This is a genomic window from Salinimicrobium sp. TH3 (assembly GCF_026676115.1).
Lineage (GTDB): Bacteria > Bacteroidota > Bacteroidia > Flavobacteriales > Flavobacteriaceae > Salinimicrobium.
On record NZ_JAPONB010000005.1, the window covers coordinates 1 to 17,997 of the forward strand.

General features: G+C 41.2%; 16 protein-coding genes and 1 tRNA gene. 6 read left to right on the plus strand and 11 right to left on the minus strand.

Going from position 1 to position 17,997, the window contains the following annotated elements:
- From OU683_RS08995 to OU683_RS09040, 10 genes are all read right to left on the minus strand, one after another.
- Positions 1 to 75 (minus strand) — tRNA-Pro (locus tag OU683_RS08995).
- 229 nt (positions 76 to 304) lie between these two features.
- The gene (locus tag OU683_RS09000; protein ID WP_268137392.1) at positions 305 to 874 is read right to left on the minus strand and encodes a YceI family protein; all 570 of its coding nucleotides are present in this window, start codon (positions 872 to 874) and stop codon (positions 305 to 307) included.
- Between the two features lie 26 nt (positions 875 to 900).
- Positions 901 to 1,539, minus strand: coding sequence for a DsbA family oxidoreductase (locus OU683_RS09005; protein WP_268137394.1), 639 nt, complete (start codon positions 1,537 to 1,539; stop codon positions 901 to 903).
- A gap of 2 nt (positions 1,540 to 1,541) precedes the next feature.
- Entirely contained in the window at positions 1,542 to 2,018 is a 477-nt protein-coding gene (locus OU683_RS09010) for a hypothetical protein (RefSeq protein WP_268137396.1), read from the minus strand.
- A 48-nt stretch (positions 2,019 to 2,066) separates the two neighbouring features.
- Positions 2,067 to 2,594, minus strand: coding sequence for a YceI family protein (locus tag OU683_RS09015; RefSeq protein ID WP_268137398.1), 528 nt, complete (start codon positions 2,592 to 2,594; stop codon positions 2,067 to 2,069).
- Between the two features lie 188 nt (positions 2,595 to 2,782).
- Complete coding sequence (locus OU683_RS09020) at positions 2,783 to 3,364, minus strand: Crp/Fnr family transcriptional regulator (protein WP_268137400.1); 582 nt, start codon at positions 3,362 to 3,364, stop codon at positions 2,783 to 2,785.
- A gap of 203 nt (positions 3,365 to 3,567) precedes the next feature.
- A complete protein-coding gene (locus OU683_RS09025; protein ID WP_268137402.1) occupies positions 3,568 to 5,307 on the minus strand; it encodes a hypothetical protein in 1,740 nt (579 codons plus the stop codon).
- A 19-nt stretch (positions 5,308 to 5,326) separates the two neighbouring features.
- The gene (locus OU683_RS09030; RefSeq protein ID WP_268137404.1) at positions 5,327 to 6,511 is read right to left on the minus strand and encodes a DUF4249 domain-containing protein; all 1,185 of its coding nucleotides are present in this window, start codon (positions 6,509 to 6,511) and stop codon (positions 5,327 to 5,329) included.
- Positions 6,512 to 6,537: 26 nt separating this feature from the next.
- Positions 6,538 to 9,306 (minus strand): carboxypeptidase-like regulatory domain-containing protein, encoded by a 2,769-nt coding sequence (locus OU683_RS09035; RefSeq protein ID WP_268137406.1) that lies wholly within the window; start codon positions 9,304 to 9,306, stop codon positions 6,538 to 6,540.
- The gene (locus OU683_RS09040) at positions 9,303 to 10,031 is read right to left on the minus strand and encodes a hypothetical protein (protein WP_268137408.1); all 729 of its coding nucleotides are present in this window, start codon (positions 10,029 to 10,031) and stop codon (positions 9,303 to 9,305) included. The genes OU683_RS09035 and OU683_RS09040 overlap by 4 nt, the downstream gene beginning before the upstream one ends.
- 209 nt (positions 10,032 to 10,240) lie before the next feature.
- Between OU683_RS09040 and OU683_RS09045 the strand changes: the two genes are divergently transcribed.
- From OU683_RS09045 to scpA, 6 genes are read left to right on the plus strand one after another with little or no spacing between them, the layout of a single operon-like run.
- A complete protein-coding gene (locus OU683_RS09045) occupies positions 10,241 to 11,419 on the plus strand; it encodes a PQQ-dependent sugar dehydrogenase (protein WP_268137410.1) in 1,179 nt (392 codons plus the stop codon).
- Positions 11,419 to 11,853: a c-type cytochrome gene (locus OU683_RS09050; RefSeq protein ID WP_268137413.1), complete on the plus strand. Its 435-nt coding sequence runs from the start codon at positions 11,419 to 11,421 to the stop codon at positions 11,851 to 11,853. Before OU683_RS09045 ends, OU683_RS09050 begins: the two co-directional genes overlap by 1 nt.
- Positions 11,854 to 11,903: 50 nt before the next feature.
- A complete protein-coding gene (udk, locus tag OU683_RS09055; RefSeq protein WP_268137415.1) occupies positions 11,904 to 12,512 on the plus strand; it encodes a uridine kinase in 609 nt (202 codons plus the stop codon).
- Between the two features lie 18 nt (positions 12,513 to 12,530).
- Complete coding sequence (locus tag OU683_RS09060; RefSeq protein WP_268137417.1) at positions 12,531 to 12,848, plus strand: FtsB family cell division protein; 318 nt, start codon at positions 12,531 to 12,533, stop codon at positions 12,846 to 12,848.
- A 42-nt stretch (positions 12,849 to 12,890) separates the two neighbouring features.
- Positions 12,891 to 14,285, plus strand: coding sequence for a methylmalonyl-CoA mutase subunit beta (locus OU683_RS09065; protein WP_268137419.1), 1,395 nt, complete (start codon positions 12,891 to 12,893; stop codon positions 14,283 to 14,285).
- 3 nt (positions 14,286 to 14,288) lie between these two features.
- On the plus strand, positions 14,289 to 16,364 hold the full coding sequence (gene scpA / locus OU683_RS09070; RefSeq protein WP_268137421.1) for a methylmalonyl-CoA mutase: 2,076 nt from the start codon (positions 14,289 to 14,291) through the stop codon (positions 16,362 to 16,364).
- Positions 16,365 to 16,495: 131 nt separating this feature from the next.
- On the opposite strand, the gene nirK is transcribed toward scpA, so the two are convergent.
- Positions 16,496 to 17,968, minus strand: a complete 1,473-nt coding sequence (gene nirK, locus OU683_RS09075; protein ID WP_268137423.1) for a copper-containing nitrite reductase — start codon at positions 17,966 to 17,968, stop codon at positions 16,496 to 16,498.
- Positions 17,969 to 17,997 lie beyond the last annotated feature (29 nt).

Here is a 17,997-nt window from a genome sequence, read left to right on the forward strand (position 1 = left end):
TCGGGGTGGCAGGATTCGAACCTGCGGCCTCCTGCTCCCAAAGCAGGCGCGATAACCGGGCTACGCTACACCCCGAGATCAACTAACGTTGATAACTTACATTAACTTGTAAGCGGCTGCAAATATAAGAAAGAACTTTAGTTTCCGGTTCAATTCTACTTCTTTTTTGAAATTTTTTAGCCTGGGCGAATTTACCTCAAAAAAGTATTATTTATTTTAATCAGTAAATTTTTATCAGATAGTAAAAACCCCGCAACTGCGGGGCTTCAAAAATGTCATTTCAGACACACTATTTTTCTAAAATCTATTGCTTCTTGAATTCAGCGTCAACGTCGATGACCACTTTGTCGCTCAAGACAGCTTCAGGAAAATCTGGTCCCAGGTTAAAATCCGATCTACTCACATCGCCAGTAATCTCGAACCCGGAAACTAGTTCCCCATTTTGATTTGTAATGGTGCCCCGATGCCAAACATCAAGCGTTACAGGTTTTGTGATTCCGTGGAAAGTCAGATCTCCCTTTACTTTATATTTCCCTTCTCCCACTTTTTTTGAAGAAGTACTCACAAATGTCATTTTTGGATACTTTTCAGCATCAAAAAAGTCGCCACTTTTTAAGTGACTGTCTCTTTTTTCAACTCCGGTGTCAATAGAAGGCACCTGAATTTCTACCGTATATTTTGCATCACTAAGATCTTCTTTTGAAGTTTCTATAGTAGCATCAAATTCATTGAAACGGCCTTCCACTTCCGAAATTCCAAGGTGAGTGATCCCGAAAGAAACCTGAGAGTGGGCCTTATCGGCTTTCCAGGTGGTTTGAGCAGAAATAGTTGTGCTTAAAAAAGCGATAAATAGAAAAGAAAATATTTGTTTCATTTTGTTGGGTTTAATTGTTAATGGATTTATTGTTTGTCATTCATTGCCTTTTCGAGGGTCTGTAAAAAAGCTTCTGTGGGTTGTGCTCCCGAAACAGCGTAGCGATCATTAAAGACAAAGAAGGGAACGCCTGTTACCCCAATATTTCTCGCCTCCATTTCATCCTGCTTAACCTCATAATCAAAATCATCAGATTCAAGCATCTGTTTCACTTCAACAGCATCCATCCCAATAGAAGCAGCTATTTCAACCAGAACTTCGGGATTATCAATATTTTTTGCATCTTCAAAATGTGCTTTAAACAAAGCTTCTTCTATTTCGTCGCCCAAACCTTCAGATTTAGCCATCTGGATCAACTTATGCGCTCTAAAAGAATTTGCCAGCACAGAATCTTCGAGGTTAAAATCCAGCCCCACTTCCTTAGCCATTTGAGTAGCCCCGCTAAACATTTGTCTCGCCTGCTCTTTGGAAACACCTTTTGCTTCGACGAAATAATCGATAGAATTCATATCTGCACGTGTTTCCAGCGTCGGGTCTAACTGAAAACTTTTCCAGGTGATCTTTACCTTATCTTTTTCGGGAAATTGCTCCAGCGCAGCCTCAAATTTTCTTTTGCCAATGTAACAGAAAGGACATCTAACGTCCGACCAAATTTTTACTTCCATAATTACTCTTTTCGATGATAACCTGCAGTTTCAAAAAATTTCTGCACGGCTTCTTTTGCTTCTTTGTTCCTCCCAAAAATATGAAAATCTGAATCTATTATTTCCAACTCTACCACCCTGGAATAGAGCAGCAAGTCCTGAAAACATAGTTTTTCATTCCCCAACTTCCCGTAATGAGAGATTACCAGAACAATTTTTTGCGTGGAAACCTGCTTTATCCTTTCTAAAAGTTTGGGTTCGATATCCCAGGGTTGGATAAAAACGATAGCATCGGCCTCCCAGCAACCTTCTTTTTCACAAGTTGTGAATTCAACTTCGGCCGGTACATCCAAATCCCGCAGCCGGTTCTTTAATATTGATTTTTTTGTTTCATCGCGGGAGATGAACAGCAGGCGCAAGTCCTGCTGCACAGCTGCTTTTAACAAAGCAGGACAAAATTCCCCGCTTTCTCCAATAATTGCCACTGTCTTCTTCCCCATCTTACTAATTTCTTTCAGAAAGAAGTTTTCTCCCTCTGCGATGTGAACTTATGCTACTTTTACGAACTGTACCTCAACATTTATTTTGATCTGGTCTCCCAAAACCACGTTTCCTGCTTCGGTAACTGCATGATAGGTCAAACCGAATTCTTTTCGGCTAATTTTCCCCGATACAGTAAGTCCGGCTTTGGTTTGTCCGTAAGGATCTACAACTTCCCCTCCATATTCAACATCAAAAGAGACAGTTTTTGTTACGTCCTTAATTGTAAGCTGTCCTTCAACTGTATCGTCATTCACATTGAAACTGTCGGCTTTAAAAACAAGGTAAGGATGGTTTTCCACCTCAAAGAAATCCCCAGATCTAAGGTGCTCATCTCTTTGATCATTGCTGGTGTCTATAGATTTTACATCTGCCTTAAACTCAATGTCATTAACCTTTTTAAATTCCTCTCCTTCACTCTCGCCCGATCCTTCAAAAACCTTGAATTTCCCGGTAACAGTTGAGATCATTAGGTGCTTAACTTTAAAAGTCACTTCACTGTGAGTTGGATCAATATTCCATTTTGTACTTGCCATATTCTGTGTTTTATATGTTAATGATTAATTACAGGACAAATTTACAAGCACAGTTTCCCGTGGCCAATGACCTATGATAATAAATGAATGTGATCTATGTCACGGTTTCAATAAAAATTACTGATATACAATGGTTTGGATTTTCTTCGGAAGGAGAGGTGCCAAAAATGGCTTTTTCAAGAGGTTTTTTACGAGCCTGAAGTGATCTGGCTGCGAATACGGCTAAGAGTCTCCCGTGTTACCCCAAGATAGGAAGCAATCATATGAAGCGGCACCCGCTGAATAACATCGGGGAATTCTTTGAGCATTTTTTGATAGCGCTCCTCGGCCGTAGCACTAAAGGTGCCCATCAACCGGCGTTGCGTGGCGATAAGATTATTTTGTATGAGGATTCGAAAGTAACGTTCAAAGGCAGGAACTTCTTTAAGCAGTTGATCCCAGGACTCTTTGGTAATGAGCAGCAATTCACTATCCTCCAAAGCTTCAATATTATATTCTGAAGGTTCTCCGGTTAAAAAACTGTAGAGATCCCCACTCCACCAGCCCTGCATGGCAAACTGCAAAATGTGCTCACTTCCCTTTTCATCAATTGTATAGCTCCTTAGAAGACCTTTTTCGACAAAAGTGGTATAAATACAAGGTTCCCCCTCTTCAAATAAAAAACGTCTTTTTCGCAGTTTCTTCGGAAGGAATAGCGTTTTAGCATATTCAAATTCCTCCTCACTAATTGAGATAGTTTCATTGACTTTTTGCTGCAGAAAATCGAACATGGAAAAAGAAAAATTTAGATCATAAAGATATCTATTATTTCCGAAGACTTTTAACCTGCTTATCTCTTCCTCTTATTGAAGAATAAGCTTCTCAAATGGTTTTTTAAGTCTTTAATGCCGCACTTACACCCGGGTATTTTAGAGGAAGGCACCTAAAGTTAAGGAAGTTATCCAAATGAGTAAACAATCTTGAGATCAGAATATTATTTCACTTCAATTTTCTCCTTCAAAGTCACCCCTTTCCCGGCAGAAGTGAATCCTTCAAGAACTATTTCAAATTCCCCTTCAACATCTGAAGTGTAAAACTCGATGCTTCTGCTTTCAGGATCGAAAACCGGGTTCCATAATAATTGTCTTCTAAAGTCTGGAATGCGTTCATTCCTTTGCCCTTCGCTATACTTTTGTTGAAAATATTCTTTTTCTGGTTGCGGCCTCATCAAATGAGTCTTAAAGAAATCTTTACCATTTTTTTCGAGGAAATCTTTCTCTACTGTTTCCACATTGATTATTCCTTGGAAAACTTCAGGTCCATAAAAATATTTATCGCGCAATACCCCAATACTCTGAATACGACGGGCAGGAAAATTAATAAATTTCGAATGATCCTGTATTATAACTCCGTCAACGATCAACAAAGGTGGCATCCTGGAATCCACAAGGGAGTTGTAGCCTCTAATCCTCAACATGTCGCCCGAGGTGGTAATTTCACGCACAATCTCGACAAAAGTCTCCTTAAGAGTATTGAATCGCGTATAATCGTCGAGATCATAGGTCAATATCCTTTTTCCGTAAAAGGGCAATTCCTGTTCAGGAAGCTTCACCGTATCAGGCTTTATAGAAAAATATCCATTCTCGATCTGGTTATAAATACTTTCCTCAACGAGCAGATCTTCCATATCACGGGTTAGCTGAAAATTTCCGAAGTCAAGATCTGCAATCTGTAATTCAGGATGAGGATCTATAACAATCTTAAACTTTCCTTTTTCTTCGTTTAAAACCTGAAGGATCACTTCTTCGGCCAGGTTTTGCTTCTCCACATTAAAGAAGAATTCCCCATTGGCATTGGTCCTGGCGATCTTAAAGATAAAATTTTGTCCGGGAATGGAAAGTGCTACTTTTTTGTTTTCTACAGAAGTTTGTTGATTACCTTTTGCATCTCTAAGTTTTCCTGAAAAGAGTTCACCTCTTAATTCCGGAAGATAAAATCTTTTCCCCGGCTCAATTTTGAAAAATTTGCCTTTTCCCGAAATATCTTCTGAAACTACCATTTTTGGAACCTGAATATTATGAAGCTTCCTGACCGAAACCGAGTAATTACCTTTAGGATCCATTTCTTGCATTCCGTCTATGTTCAACGCCACCCGCTCTCTTTTACCGTAAGTCGGGAGGTTTTTGGAATTACCGGGCCTGTTTGCAATAGTTGAAGTACTTTTTAAAGTATCCTTAAGCATTCCCGCCGACCCTTCTTTATCGACAGAAGCTAAAAGCCCTTCATTATTCCTGGTGTATGGATTTACTATGACTACATCGGCCTGGAAGAAGTTATTCAATTCCCCATTCAGCATCCAACGGGTGTAGCCGAATAACTTATAATTTCCGGAAAGAACATTGGTAGAAATAAAAAAATCCCCTTCGCCTGTACCATTTTCAAGGGCAATTTTATGCCTAAAAATAACTTCTCCATCCTTACCTCGCAGTTCTACATACGCTACGCTGCTAAGGTCACCGGGTACCAGAGTTTGATGGTCAAGAACGTAAATCTTGTAATACAGGTACTCCCCGGCCAGAAGAAAGGAGCTGTTGAAATGAACAAACACTTTTTCCTGCGGACTCTCATTTACAACGGCAATTTTTTCTTTGTCCTGGATCACAATTTGACCACTGCAAATAAAAGGCAGAAAAAAAAGCAGGCCCAAGAGTAGAATATTTTTTGTTTTCATCATTAACTGCTTATCTCTTCGTTTATTCCTCCCAGAACTCCGGTACCTCATTTGTTCCATAGACTGTGCAATCCATACATCGTGTTGGGACCACCCGGTAAGGACCGGAACCTTCATCATCGGGTGCTGCAGGAGCCTGTATTCGCTCAAGGAATTTTACACTTCCATCTTCCACCAGTTGGATTAATTTTGATAATTCAGGTCTTTGAATTATACAATTCTTCGCCAAAGAGCCTTTCCCTTCTGTAGGATCAAAGAATTCTTCAAAGCTAAAAAAAGTCCTTTTTGAAGTTTCAGAAGCAACACTAAAGAAACCAATAACAGGCTCATCTGGATTACTCACAGAGTAAATATTCCCATTTAGAAAACCAGGCTGGTTCTGTGAAAACAGGCTCTCCGATTGCGAAAGCTCCTTCAAGGTGTTGTAAAAGGCGTAAGCCTGCTGCGAAATCACAAACTGTTTTACAAGCATACTGTAGCGGTGGGCAATTTTTGGATCCTCCCTTTCAAAAAATTTGATCACATGACCATCAACTCTATTTTGACTAAAGGAAGAGGTATTCACAACATTTATATCTATAGATTGGTCCTGCCCAAAACAGATATACTCTTGTTCGACCTTGGGAATCATGGTTATTTCTCCATCTACAATCTCCAGATTATAACCTGCAGTCATAGGAGACTGGATCTTGAAATCCTCCTCATATTCATATCTGAAGAAGGACGCCTCTCCAGGTAATTCATTGCTGTACACCTGAAGCGCAACTCCTGTCTCCCCTTGGTTGTTTATTACTTTTGTGGCGGTAATTTCTTCTATTTGAGACTCTTTTGTAAGCATTTCCGGTTCAGATTCATATAATTTCCCTCCTGCTGTCTCGATCTTTAACTGATATTCAGAACCAGGTGAGGCTCTAAATTCCTCACTGGAGAGATAAAGTCCGGGCTCTGTTTCTTCAAAGAGATACTCTTGTTGGCCGGTCAGCACGCTTACCCGTGCATTACTTTCGGCTGTTGGGTCATTCTCTTCAAACCTGTAAGTTCTGGTGAGGCTTACGCTGTGTCTCTTTAATTGATTTGTAATCCTTCCATCCACCACCAAAGCACTTTCAAAAGTCTCTGCCTCAAACTCGTAAGGTTCGATACAGGATTGTACCCATAAGACAGACAACAGCACTAAAGTTAATTTAGTAAATTTCCCGATCTTCATTCCTAATGTAATTTTATTTTTCCGCATTAGAATTTCAAGTTATAGGTAATGGTTGGTACCGGAATGGAAAATATGGAGCTCTGCAGAGCCTTCACCTCTCCGCCTTCGGTTATGAAAAAGACCGAGTAAGGATTATTCCTTCCAAGCACGTTATAAACCGAAATATTCCAGAAGCTATGAGCCAGTTTCGCGATCTTGTGGTTTCCTTCAATGTTTAGGCTCAGATCCAAACGGTAATAATCTGGAATACGGAATTCGTTTCTATCGCTGTAGTGCACATATTCGGACCCGTTAAATATGTATTTCCCAACAGGAAAGGTAACAGGCCGCCCTGTTTGATACACGAAATTGGCAGAAAAACTAAACCTCTTGGTCATCTTGTAATTACCTACAAAACTGAAGTCATGCGGTTTATCAAAATTGGAAGGAAAGTATTCCCCGCCATTTACCTGTTCTTCATTAAAGTCTCCATCGAGTTTTAAAAGCGACCTGTTATAACTGTAACCAACCCAGCCGTTAAGTGCTCCCCTGGATTTCTTGAGTAAGAATTCAATACCATAAGCTCTTCCTTTTCCCTGCAGGACTTCGGTTTCAATGTCTTCATTTAAAAAAAGCTGCGCCCCAACTTTAAAATCGAGAGTGTTCCTGGTAGTCTTATAGTATCCTTCAACGCTAAGCTCGTAGAGGTTGCTATCAAAATTTTTGTACAAGCCAAGGGTATATTGGTTTCCCCTTTGAGGTTCAATGTTAGCATCAGACAATTTGTAAGTATCTGTGGGTGACATTGTGGTATTATTGGTAAGCGTATGAATGTATTGGTAGGTGTTGTTAAAACTCGCCTTTGCCGATAGGTTGGGAAGTAGAAAATACCGGGCAGAAATTCTTCCTTCAAGACCTCCATAGGTTTCCATTACTTCATTGGCACCATATTCTTCCCGGTCAATAAGGCTGGCCTCACTTTTTGGAACACCTTTCTCGTATACATTCACTATTCCTTCTCCAACGGCAGCATAAAAGGAATATCTTACTCCTGTATTGATAAGCAACTTTTCATTTACCGTAAAATTATCGGTAAAATATGCTGCCGACTCGACGCCTTTTTCCTGCGGAATAGAAAGCGCCTGCACCACAGATTCCTCATCCAGTGGTTCCACGTCTCCCGGACTCACTATGTAAAGCTTTGAGGAAACCCCGTAATCAAATCGATGTGCAGCACTGTAAAGGTGAGTCAGGTTTATTTTTAATTCCGTTTCATTGATCCTGTAACCCGAGGAAAAATTATTATTCCCCAAATAACCTGCATAATCAATGTTGAATTGATAATCGCTATTACTTAGAATGATACTTCCGCGGTTCTTTTCATTCAGGCTGCGGTTATACCTTAGAGTAGCAAGTCTGTTGTTATAGCTGAACAAAGAATCTGATGTGATACTAAACTTGTCCCGGCTAAAATAGCCTGTCGCCTCAAATTCATTTTTATTATTAATTATATGGTTGTATTTGGCAATTACATCAAAAAATGTAGCTGTACTGTTCTTAAGAGACTCCTCATCCAAGGATCGCAGGATCCAGTCTGAATAGGTACTACGTCCTCCCACCATCAATCCTGCCTTGTCTTTAATAACCGGCATTTCCAGAGTAAGGTTACCGGTAACAGGACCTATAGAAGCCTCCCCCCCAAACTTCTGTGTGCTTGCATCCCTTGTTCTAATATCGAAAACCGAAGATAGACGTCCACCGTATTCTGCGGGCATGTTACCCTTGTAAATCTTCACATCTCCCGAAGTAAAAGGGTTTAAAGCTGAAAATAATCCAAAGAAGTGAGAGGGGTTATAAATCACCGCATCATCTAATAAGATCAGGTTTTGATCTGCCTTTCCGCCTCGAACATTAAATCCTGAAGAGCCTTCCCCTGCAGTCGATATACCCGGTAAGGTTGTGGCCACTTTAAGAATATCGCGTTCCCCCAGTACAAGAGGAATATTTTTTATCTCCCGTACGTTGATCTGTTCCACTCCCGTATTTGCCTCTTTTACATTGCTGCGGGCATTGGCATCCAACATTACCTCTCCCAACATCTCGAGACTTTCTCCAAGGGCAATGTCCATTTGACCATCATTGAATACAATAACCCTTTTCTTATAAGACTCGGTCATAATGGACTTTGATTCCAGAATATTTTCCCCGGCAGGAAGTCTAATTTCATAATTCCCTTCCACATCGGTTACAGCTCCAAGATTTGGTTTCCCTTCTACTACAAGAGCTACCCCAGATAAAGGATCGCCCGTCTCCTTATCTGTGATCTTTCCGCTTAAAGTGAAGAATTTCCTGCGGTTTTCCCGGGTCTCTTTTCCAATACGCACAGTTCCCAGCTCTTTGCTTTCACTGGCTTTTTTGGCTCCCGAGAAAACAGGTGTAGCCTCCTCCTCACTTTCATAGGCTTGCACAACTGCATTCTGAATTTCAAAATATCCTTCCGGCAATTCACCATAAATGAGCACATTACGAATAAGAACAACCCTTTCGCCCTGCATAAAGAAATAATTTATAAGGGTGTTTTCAAAGATCTGTTCCAAGACCTTTTCCACTGCAACCTGTTCAAAGTTTCCAGAGATAGTAAGATCACTTACCCATTCTTCAATAAAAAAGAAGTGAAGACCTGTTTGTCTTTCAATTTCCTCTAGGGCGTCGGGGACTGGTGTGTTTTGTAAGTTTAGAGTAACAGAAGTATCGGATTGTGCTGTGATCAACTGAAAAGTCAGGAGAAACATCATAAGAAGTAATTTCCTCCTCATATTTCAATATTTTGTTTTTGAATTAGTTGAGAAATTTCCTTGAATAGGCTGATCATAAATTCATCTGGATTGGATCTTCTTAAAGCTCTCTCTGAAGAATATATGTCCCTGATTTCCTTTTTGAGGCCGGAAAAAATCTTCATTACATCTCTTCGAGAGCTTATTTCATAGTACTCGTTGTTGTACTTTATCTCGTAATCCTTATTCTGCGGCTTAAATTCATAATGAACAAATTTCCTGTCCTTTAATTCATTCATATATCGGGAATGTTCCTTTAGGACTAATATTTGCTCATTTTCAAAAAGCACCTCGTAAAAACCTTGTACTCTTGAATGAGACCCGCTCCTGACATTTATAAACTTGTGACCTCCCAATTCAAAACCGTCGACTTTATTATTAATAAGCTGAAATAAAGATTCCTTTGAATTCACAATGAGCACTTCATCAAAGACATTGTATTTTAAAAGCTGGGAAAAATATGGCTGCCCGTCGTAATAAAGCGTACCCAATATGAAATCCCTGCTAAGGAAAAACTTATGATTTTCATTAATGTTACGGTGTTGTTCAACGTATTGCACGCCGTTATACAAACTTGTGTTAGTTACTCCTACGGCTTCATCAAACCAGGAATATGTTTTGACCTCCTGGGCTGTGAGGCTTTGGGAGAGAAAAAGACAAACCAGAATTGACGTAAAGCCTGATTTTAAATTTTTGGGAAACCTCATGAGCAATTGAAGTAGAGTTTTTAATATTCCTGCACCTAAAATTTCCAAAACTAAAACAATTAACACATTTAACAATTTATTAGTAAGAATTTTTTGAACGGTCTGAATATATTTTTACCCAAATCTGTGCTTTAGAATCTTCATTAAATTCTTATTATCTTTGAATTTCCCTTTTTGCGAGGGTCTCAATCCATGATAACATTTTTAAGATGAAAAAGCTTTTTATACTTAGTCTTGGCCTTAGCCTTGTCGCCTGCGGAGAAAATGGCAAACAAGCCGAAAATATCGAACAGGTAACAGAAAACGATACTGTAGTACAAAATTCTCCTGTTACCATTCCCGAAGAGGAATTGACCACAGAAGAATATGAATATGAAGTGGTAGTGCCCGATCTTGAGATCGCCTGGGGGATGGACTTCCTGCCCGATGGCAGCATGCTCATCACAGAGAAAAACGGAGATCTTATCCACTTTCACAACGGTCAAAAGCAACAGGTAAAAGGAGCTCCTCAGGTTTACAACCGTGGCCAGGGAGGATTTCTTGATGTAGCCGTAGGTCCTAATTATGAGAGTGACGGCTGGATCTATTTCACTTACTCCTCTGAAGAAGGTGAAGGTGAAGGCGGAAACACTGCTTTAATGCGTGCAAAACTTGAGAACAATGAACTTATTAATAAGGAAGTTCTTTATAAAGCCACTCCCAACTCCACCCGTGGACAACATTTTGGTTCCCGCATTTCTTTTGACGGGCAGGGGCATTTATTCTTCAGTATTGGGGACCGTGGGGACCGCGATGTGAATCCACAGGACCTCACCCGTGACGGCGGAAAGGTTTACAGGCTCAACCTTGACGGCAGCATCCCGCAAGACAATCCTTTTGTGGGAAGGGAAAATGCAGTAGAAGCAGTTTATTCTTATGGACATAGAAATCCACAGGGTATGATCTACAATGAAGAGACCGGCGAGGTTTGGGTGCATGAACATGGTCCACAGGGAGGTGATGAGATCAATGCTATAAAAAAAGGAGCTAACTACGGTTGGCCCCTGGTAAGCTACGGAATTAACTACGATGGAACTTCCTTTACAGATGAAACTTCAGGACCAGATTTTGAAGATCCGCTTTATTATTGGGTTCCTTCTATTGCTCCAAGTGGTTTTGTGCACGTAACCTCAAATAAATATCCCGAACTACAGGGAGACCTTTTGGTAGGCTCTCTTAAATTCCAGTATGTTGAACATTTAAAACTTGATGGCAAAACTGTAATTGCACGGGAGAAGATCCTGGAACAAATAGGCCGCGTACGGGATATAATTCAATCGCCTGCCGGAGACATTTACGTTTCAGTTGAAGGTAAAGGTATAGTTAGAATTCTTCCGAAGCAGTCGTAATGAAGAAACTTTTAATGGCTTGCCTGCTTGTATTGATCTTGAGCTGCAAGAATAAATCCGAAGAGAAAACAACAGCGATCTCACAGCAGGAATTTGCACCCGAAATGAAAGAGAGTATTTCCAGGGGAGCACAGCTCTATAACAACTTTTGCGCTTCCTGCCATCTCTCAAGTGGTGAGGGAATTAAAGGCGTATTTCCACCCCTGCAGAACTCAAACTGGCTTGCAGAGAAGCGGAAAGAATCCATACATGCGGTAAAATATGGACTTCGCGGCCCAATTGAAGTTAACGGGGAGGAATATGACAACCTCATGCCTCAACTGGGGCTTAGCGATCGTGAAGTTGCCGATGTGATGAACTACATCAACAATGCCTGGGGCAACAGTTTGAGAGAGCCTGTGACAGAAGAGGAAGTAGCTGCCATAACAAAATAAAACATATTTTTTACAACGGTAAATAATTACCTTTGCCGAAAATTTAGAATATGTTGATCATTGGAATCGCCGGTGGCACCGGTAGCGGAAAAACAACTGTAGTTAATCAGATCATCGAAGAGCTGAAAAACGAAGAAGTAGACGTTATATCCCAGGATTCTTACTACCAGGACACCAGCCATCTTAGCTATGAGCAGCGTACTAAAATAAATTTTGACCACCCTAAATCGATAGATTTTGATCTTCTGGTGTCCCATCTAAAAGATCTAAAAGCAGGAAAGAATATTCAGCAGCCGGTTTATTCCTTTAAGCAGCACAACCGCACTTCAGAAACTATTACTATCGAGCCGCGCAAGGTGATCATTGTGGAAGGAATCCTTATCCTTACCCATCCCGATATTAGGGAAATGTTCGATATAAAGATCTACGTGCATGCCGATAGTGATGAGCGGCTCATTCGTCGTCTCAAACGCGACATCGCCGAAAGAGGTCGTGATCTGGAAGAGGTCCTAAACCGCTACCAAACAACCTTGAAACCCATGCACCAGCAGTTTATAGAACCTACAAAGGAGTTTGCCGATATTATTATTCCTACAAATCGTTACAACACTGTGGCTGTTGATATTGTTCAAACGATCATACGCCAGCGTTTACTGTAATTTTGTATATTTCGGGATATGAAATGGAAAGACATCCGCAATAATAGATGGGTACGCATCATCGCCAATAAATATACGTTGGTGCTATTGGCCTTTAGTTTTTGGATGCTCTTCCTGGACAGCAACTCCTGGCTTATTCACCGTGAACTCGATCTTGAAATCGAGGATCTAAAAAAGAACAGGGAATATTACCTCAACGAGATCTCGGGTGACCAGGCCATTATGGAAAATCTCAACGATTCCCTTGAACTTGAGAAATTTGCCCGGCGGGAATATTTTATGAAAAGGGATAATGAAGAGATCTTTATCATTGAGTATAAGGAGGCAGAAGAATAGTTTCTAAAAATTCGATTTTGAGGTCCTTTTAATTTTATGAATATGACAGAGAATTTATTCAAGGAATTTGAAGAAGTATCGGCCAAACAGTGGAAACAGAAGATACAATATGATCTGAAAGGTGCCGATTATAATGAAACGCTGGTTTGGAAATCGCTTGATGGGATTAATGTAAAACCATTTTACCACCCCGATGAATCTCCCGAACCCGTACAATTAAGCACTCCGCTTAAATGGAATATCACCGAGCAGATTTATGTCACTTCTGCTGAAAAAGCAAATAAAAAGGCACTTGAGGCTCTCAAGAAAGGAGCAGAAAGCATCTGGTTCATTCTTCCGTCAGAAGAGGTTGATGTAAAAGACCTTTTTTCGAACCTTAATCTATCCTTGTTTCCGGTCTACCTGAAGCCTGAATTTGCTTCGGAAGATTTTTTTCTTCGTTTGGATGAGCAGTTAACGCCAGAATCCCGGGTTTTCCTTCAGTTTGATATCATAGGAAATCTTGCACGCAGCGGCAACTGGTATAAAGACATTAAGGAAGATCACAAAGTGTTCGATACCCTGCTCCAAAAATGTCAAAATTTGAAATCGTTTCTTTCAGTTGACATGGCGCTTTATCAAAATGCCGGGGCGACAATTCCGCAGCAATTGGCCTACGCATTGGCACATGTAAATGAATACTTCAATCACATTGCCCAAAAACCTGAAGTGTCAAAAAAGGCCAAATTCCAGTTCGTTGTTTCGGTGGGGCCAAATTACTTTTTCGAGATCGCCAAACTACGGGCCCTTAGACTTCTTTTTTCAACGCTAAGCAGCGAGTACGACTTTGAAACCGAATGTGACATACTTGCACAGCCGTCCCGTCGTAACAAAACCTTATACGATTTTAATGTCAACCTGCTGCGCACCACTACCGAATGTATGAGTGCAGTACTAGGCGGAGCAAACAGCGTTTGTAATATGGCCTATGATGCCATTTATCACAAGAACAACGACTTTGGGAGCCGAATTGCCCGTAACCAGCTACTGGTACTTAAGCACGAAAGTTATTTTGAAAAAGTCGCCAATCCAGCAGAGGGCAGTTATTATATCGAAACGCTTACCCACGAAATGGCAGACAAGGCTTTAGACATTTTCAAGAACATTGAAAATGGTGGAGGATTTGTTACTCAGTTAAAGCAAGGAATCATTCAAAAAAAGATTTCTGAAAGTGCGGCCAGGGAGCAGGAAGAGTTTGATGCCGGGAAGCTGGTACTGGTTGGTACGAATAAATATCCAAACCCACAGGATAAGATGAAAGATGAATTGGAGCTGTATCCTTTCGTCAAGCAAAAGCCGCGAAAAACTTTGCTGCAGCCAGTAATTGAGAAAAGATTGTCAGAAAAAACAGAACAAAAAAGACTTAAGGAAGAGGAAAGTATTAACAGCGAAAAATAGAATATGAGCAGAAAGGATCTTCAGCATTTAAAGCTAAAAACTAAGGTAGAAAACTCAGTTAAACCTGAAAATTCTTATTCCTTTCAAGATCTGCCTCATTTAAAATTTGCTGCGGGTATTCCGCCATATTTACGAGGGCCATACAGCACAATGTATGTTACCCGTCCCTGGACCATTCGCCAGTACGCCGGATTCTCAACGGCTGAAGAAAGCAACGCCTTCTACCGCAGGAATCTTGCTGCCGGTCAAAAAGGACTTTCTGTAGCCTTTGATCTCCCCACTCACAGAGGATATGACAGTGACCATGAAAGAGTTGTGGGTGATGTTGGGAAAGCAGGAGTTGCCATAGATTCGGTGGAAGACATGAAGATCCTGTTTGACCAGATCCCGCTGGACAAGATGTCGGTCTCCATGACTATGAACGGTGCCGTATTGCCCATTTTGGCTTTCTATATAGTAGCAGCCGAAGAACAGGGCGTAAAGCCCGAACAACTTTCAGGAACTATTCAAAATGACATTTTGAAGGAGTTTATGGTACGAAACACCTACATCTACCCTCCTACTCCTTCTATGAAGATCATTTCGGACATTTTTGAGTATACTTCCAGGAACATGCCTCGCTTCAATAGCATAAGTATTTCGGGATATCACATGCAGGAAGCCGGTGCCACTAGCGAAATAGAACTGGCATATACCCTTGCGGACGGCCTGGAATATATTCGCAAAGGCCTTAAAGCCGGGATGGATATCGACAGCTTTGCTCCAAGACTTTCCTTTTTCTGGGGAATAGGACTGGATCATTTTGCCGAAATCGCAAAAATGCGAGCTGCAAGAGCACTTTGGGCAAAAATGGTAAAGCAGTTCAATCCCAAGAATGAAAAATCTCTCGCACTAAGGACCCACTGCCAAACCAGTGGCTGGAGCCTTACCGAGCAGGATCCTTTTAATAACGTAGCCCGCACCTCCATTGAAGCCGCAGCGGCAGCCTTTGGGGGCACTCAAAGTTTACACACAAACGCCTTAGATGAAGCCATTGCTTTACCAACTGATTTCTCTGCGAGGATAGCAAGAAATACGCAGTTACACCTGCAACAGGAAACCCAGATCACAAAAACTGTTGATCCATGGGCAGGAAGTTATTATGTTGAAGCTTTAACCGATAAAATTGCTCACAAAGCCTGGGAACTTATTGAAGAAGTAGAAAACCTGGGCGGCATGACCAAAGCAATTGAAGAAGGTATCCCAAAGCTAAGGATAGAAGAAGCAGCGGCAATTAAACAGGCCCGAATAGACAGTTCACAGGACATCATTGTGGGGGTCAACAAATTCCGCAGGGAAAAAGAAGATCCTATAGTAACCCTGGAAGTGGATAACCAAACTGTACGCAGGCAACAAGTAGAGCGCTTAAAACAATTAAGAGAAGAAAGGAACCAGGAAGAAGTAAGCTCTGCCCTGGAAAAATTAACTTCTGCAGCAAAATCTGGTGAAGAAAATTTATTGGCACTGTCTGTAGATGCTGCAAGGAAGAGAGCCACTCTTGGAGAGATAAGTGATGCCCTTGAAGAAGCTTTCGGCAGGTATAAAGCACAAATAAAATCATTTAGCGGCGTGTATTCAAAAGAGATAAAAGACGACTCTGCTTTTAAAAAGGCAAGAGAAATGGCTAATCAATTTGCCGAGCAGGAAGGCCGCCGGCCAAGGATCATGATCGCCAAAATGGGACAGGATGGTCATGACCGCGGCGCAAAAGTTGTGGCCACAGGTTATGCCGATGTAGGTTTTGATGTGGATATAGGTCCGCTGTTTCAAACCCCTGCCGAGGCTGCAAAACAAGCTGTAGAAAATGACGTACATATCCTGGGGGTTTCTTCCCTGGCTGCAGGTCATAAGACTTTAGTGCCGCAGGTGATCGAAGAACTAAAGAAATATGGAAGGGATGATATCATGGTGATCGTGGGCGGAGTGATCCCCTCCCAGGATTATCAATACCTTTTCGATGCCGGTGCAGTTGCGGTATTTGGCCCGGGCACAAAAATAAGCGAGGCAGCCATTCAACTATTGGAAATACTTATTGAGTAAGGTTTAAGGTTTAAAATCTATACAAACCGTCCATAACGTAAAACAAATTATTTTTTTTGAACAGAAAAAGAGCAACCGGCTTAAATGCAGATTGCTCTTCTTGTTTATTGATCATTGCTAATTGATAATTGTTATTTCGATCTTCTCTGAGATTTTACCATTTCTTCGGTCACTTCAGTTCCATTGTTACCCCAATTGTTGTAAATATAGGTAAGAACAGCAGCAGCTTCTCTGTCAGTGATATTCTGGGCGGTCATTACACTATTATAGGTCTCTCCATTGACCTCGATCTCTCCGGTCAAACCATGGAGCACTACATCAATAGCACGATCTACATCCGCGTTAAGGTAGTCTGAATTTGCTAACGGTGGAAAAGCGTTAGGTATTCCCTGTCCGTTGGCTTGATGACATGCCACACAGGTTCTTCCGTATACATTTTTACCCATTTCTATTTTTTCCTGTTTTGAAAGATTTTCAGGTGGCCGGGATGCAGCGATCTCTTCTTCAGAAATTGGCATACTCTGTATTTCTCCTCCTTCGGGCAGGTATATTCCTTCCTGGGTTTTCCCTGCAAAAACAATTTCATTTTCGGGTCCGGTAGCTTCAAGTACACCAAGAGCTCCTTTATTAAAAGCCCTGAAAATTGAATGATCTACAAGTATATATTCGCCGGGCACCTCAACTTCAAATTCTACAATAGCGGCACCACCGGCAGGAATTAAAGTTGTTTGTACGTTTTCATTTATTGCAGCCCCACCTTCTATGTAAACTTTGTCAAAGATCTCCCCAATCACATGGAACGAAGAAACCAGGTTTGGACCTCCATTACCTACATAAAGTCTCACGGTCTCTCCTACTTCTGCATGAAGTTTCCCTTCTCCGGTTAATGCGCCAACGTGGCCATTGAACACTACATAATCGGCGTCTTCTTCAATAGCTTTTTTCATGTCGAAAGGCTGAAGCCCGGGTTCTCCAAAATCTCCTTCGGTATAAAAATCTCCCTGCATTACATAATATTCCTTGTCAACCGGTGGCAGACCTTCTTCGGGCTCCACCAGGATCAACCCATACATCCCGTTTGCTATATGCATGCCTACAGGAGCGGTAGCGCAGTGATAAACATACAATCCAGGATTTAATACTTTGAAATTAAAAACCACTTCATGACCGGGCGCGACAAAAGAAGATTCTGCTCCTCCCCCGGGACCGTTAACCGCATGTAAGTCAATATTGTGCGGCAACTTACTATCGGGATGATTTTTAAGATGGAATTCTATTTCATCTCCTACTTTCGTTCTTATAAAACTACCGGGAACAGACCCATCAAAGGTCCAGTAAACATAAGATACACCATCGGTCATCTGCATTTCCTTTTCAATAACCTCCATTTCCACCACCAGCTTCTTGGCAGCCCTTTCGGCCGTAGGCTTGGGAACCAGGGGAGGCGGCGTCAATTCGGCCTCCATTGTTTGTGAAACTTTTATTTCTTCGGCAGGTCTTTGTTCTTTCTCTTCTGCTCTGAATTCACAAGAGGAAAGGGTAATTAGGAAAACAGAAAAAGAAAAAAAACTGAAGACTTTTTTAAAAGAGTTGAAGATTTGCATATGTTATAAGAATTAAACGATTTATCTTA

Coding starts and splice junctions, on each gene's coding strand:
- OU683_RS09000 (WP_268137392.1), bottom strand. CDS start 874: ATGAAACAAATATTTTCTTTTCTATTTATCGCTTTTTTAAGCACAACT.
- OU683_RS09005 (WP_268137394.1), bottom strand. CDS start 1,539: ATGGAAGTAAAAATTTGGTCGGACGTTAGATGTCCTTTCTGTTACATT.
- OU683_RS09010 (WP_268137396.1), bottom strand. CDS start 2,018: ATGGGGAAGAAGACAGTGGCAATTATTGGAGAAAGCGGGGAATTTTGT.
- OU683_RS09015 (WP_268137398.1), bottom strand. CDS start 2,594: ATGGCAAGTACAAAATGGAATATTGATCCAACTCACAGTGAAGTGACT.
- OU683_RS09020 (WP_268137400.1), bottom strand. CDS start 3,364: ATGTTCGATTTTCTGCAGCAAAAAGTCAATGAAACTATCTCAATTAGT.
- OU683_RS09025 (WP_268137402.1), bottom strand. CDS start 5,307: ATGATGAAAACAAAAAATATTCTACTCTTGGGCCTGCTTTTTTTTCTG.
- OU683_RS09030 (WP_268137404.1), bottom strand. CDS start 6,511: ATGAAGATCGGGAAATTTACTAAATTAACTTTAGTGCTGTTGTCTGTC.
- OU683_RS09035 (WP_268137406.1), bottom strand. CDS start 9,306: ATGAGGAGGAAATTACTTCTTATGATGTTTCTCCTGACTTTTCAGTTG.
- OU683_RS09040 (WP_268137408.1), bottom strand. CDS start 10,031: ATGAGGTTTCCCAAAAATTTAAAATCAGGCTTTACGTCAATTCTGGTT.
- OU683_RS09045 (WP_268137410.1), top strand. CDS start 10,241: ATGAAAAAGCTTTTTATACTTAGTCTTGGCCTTAGCCTTGTCGCCTGC.
- OU683_RS09050 (WP_268137413.1), top strand. CDS start 11,419: ATGAAGAAACTTTTAATGGCTTGCCTGCTTGTATTGATCTTGAGCTGC.
- udk (WP_268137415.1), top strand. CDS start 11,904: ATGTTGATCATTGGAATCGCCGGTGGCACCGGTAGCGGAAAAACAACT.
- OU683_RS09060 (WP_268137417.1), top strand. CDS start 12,531: ATGAAATGGAAAGACATCCGCAATAATAGATGGGTACGCATCATCGCC.
- OU683_RS09065 (WP_268137419.1), top strand. CDS start 12,891: ATGACAGAGAATTTATTCAAGGAATTTGAAGAAGTATCGGCCAAACAG.
- scpA (WP_268137421.1), top strand. CDS start 14,289: ATGAGCAGAAAGGATCTTCAGCATTTAAAGCTAAAAACTAAGGTAGAA.
- nirK (WP_268137423.1), bottom strand. CDS start 17,968: ATGCAAATCTTCAACTCTTTTAAAAAAGTCTTCAGTTTTTTTTCTTTT.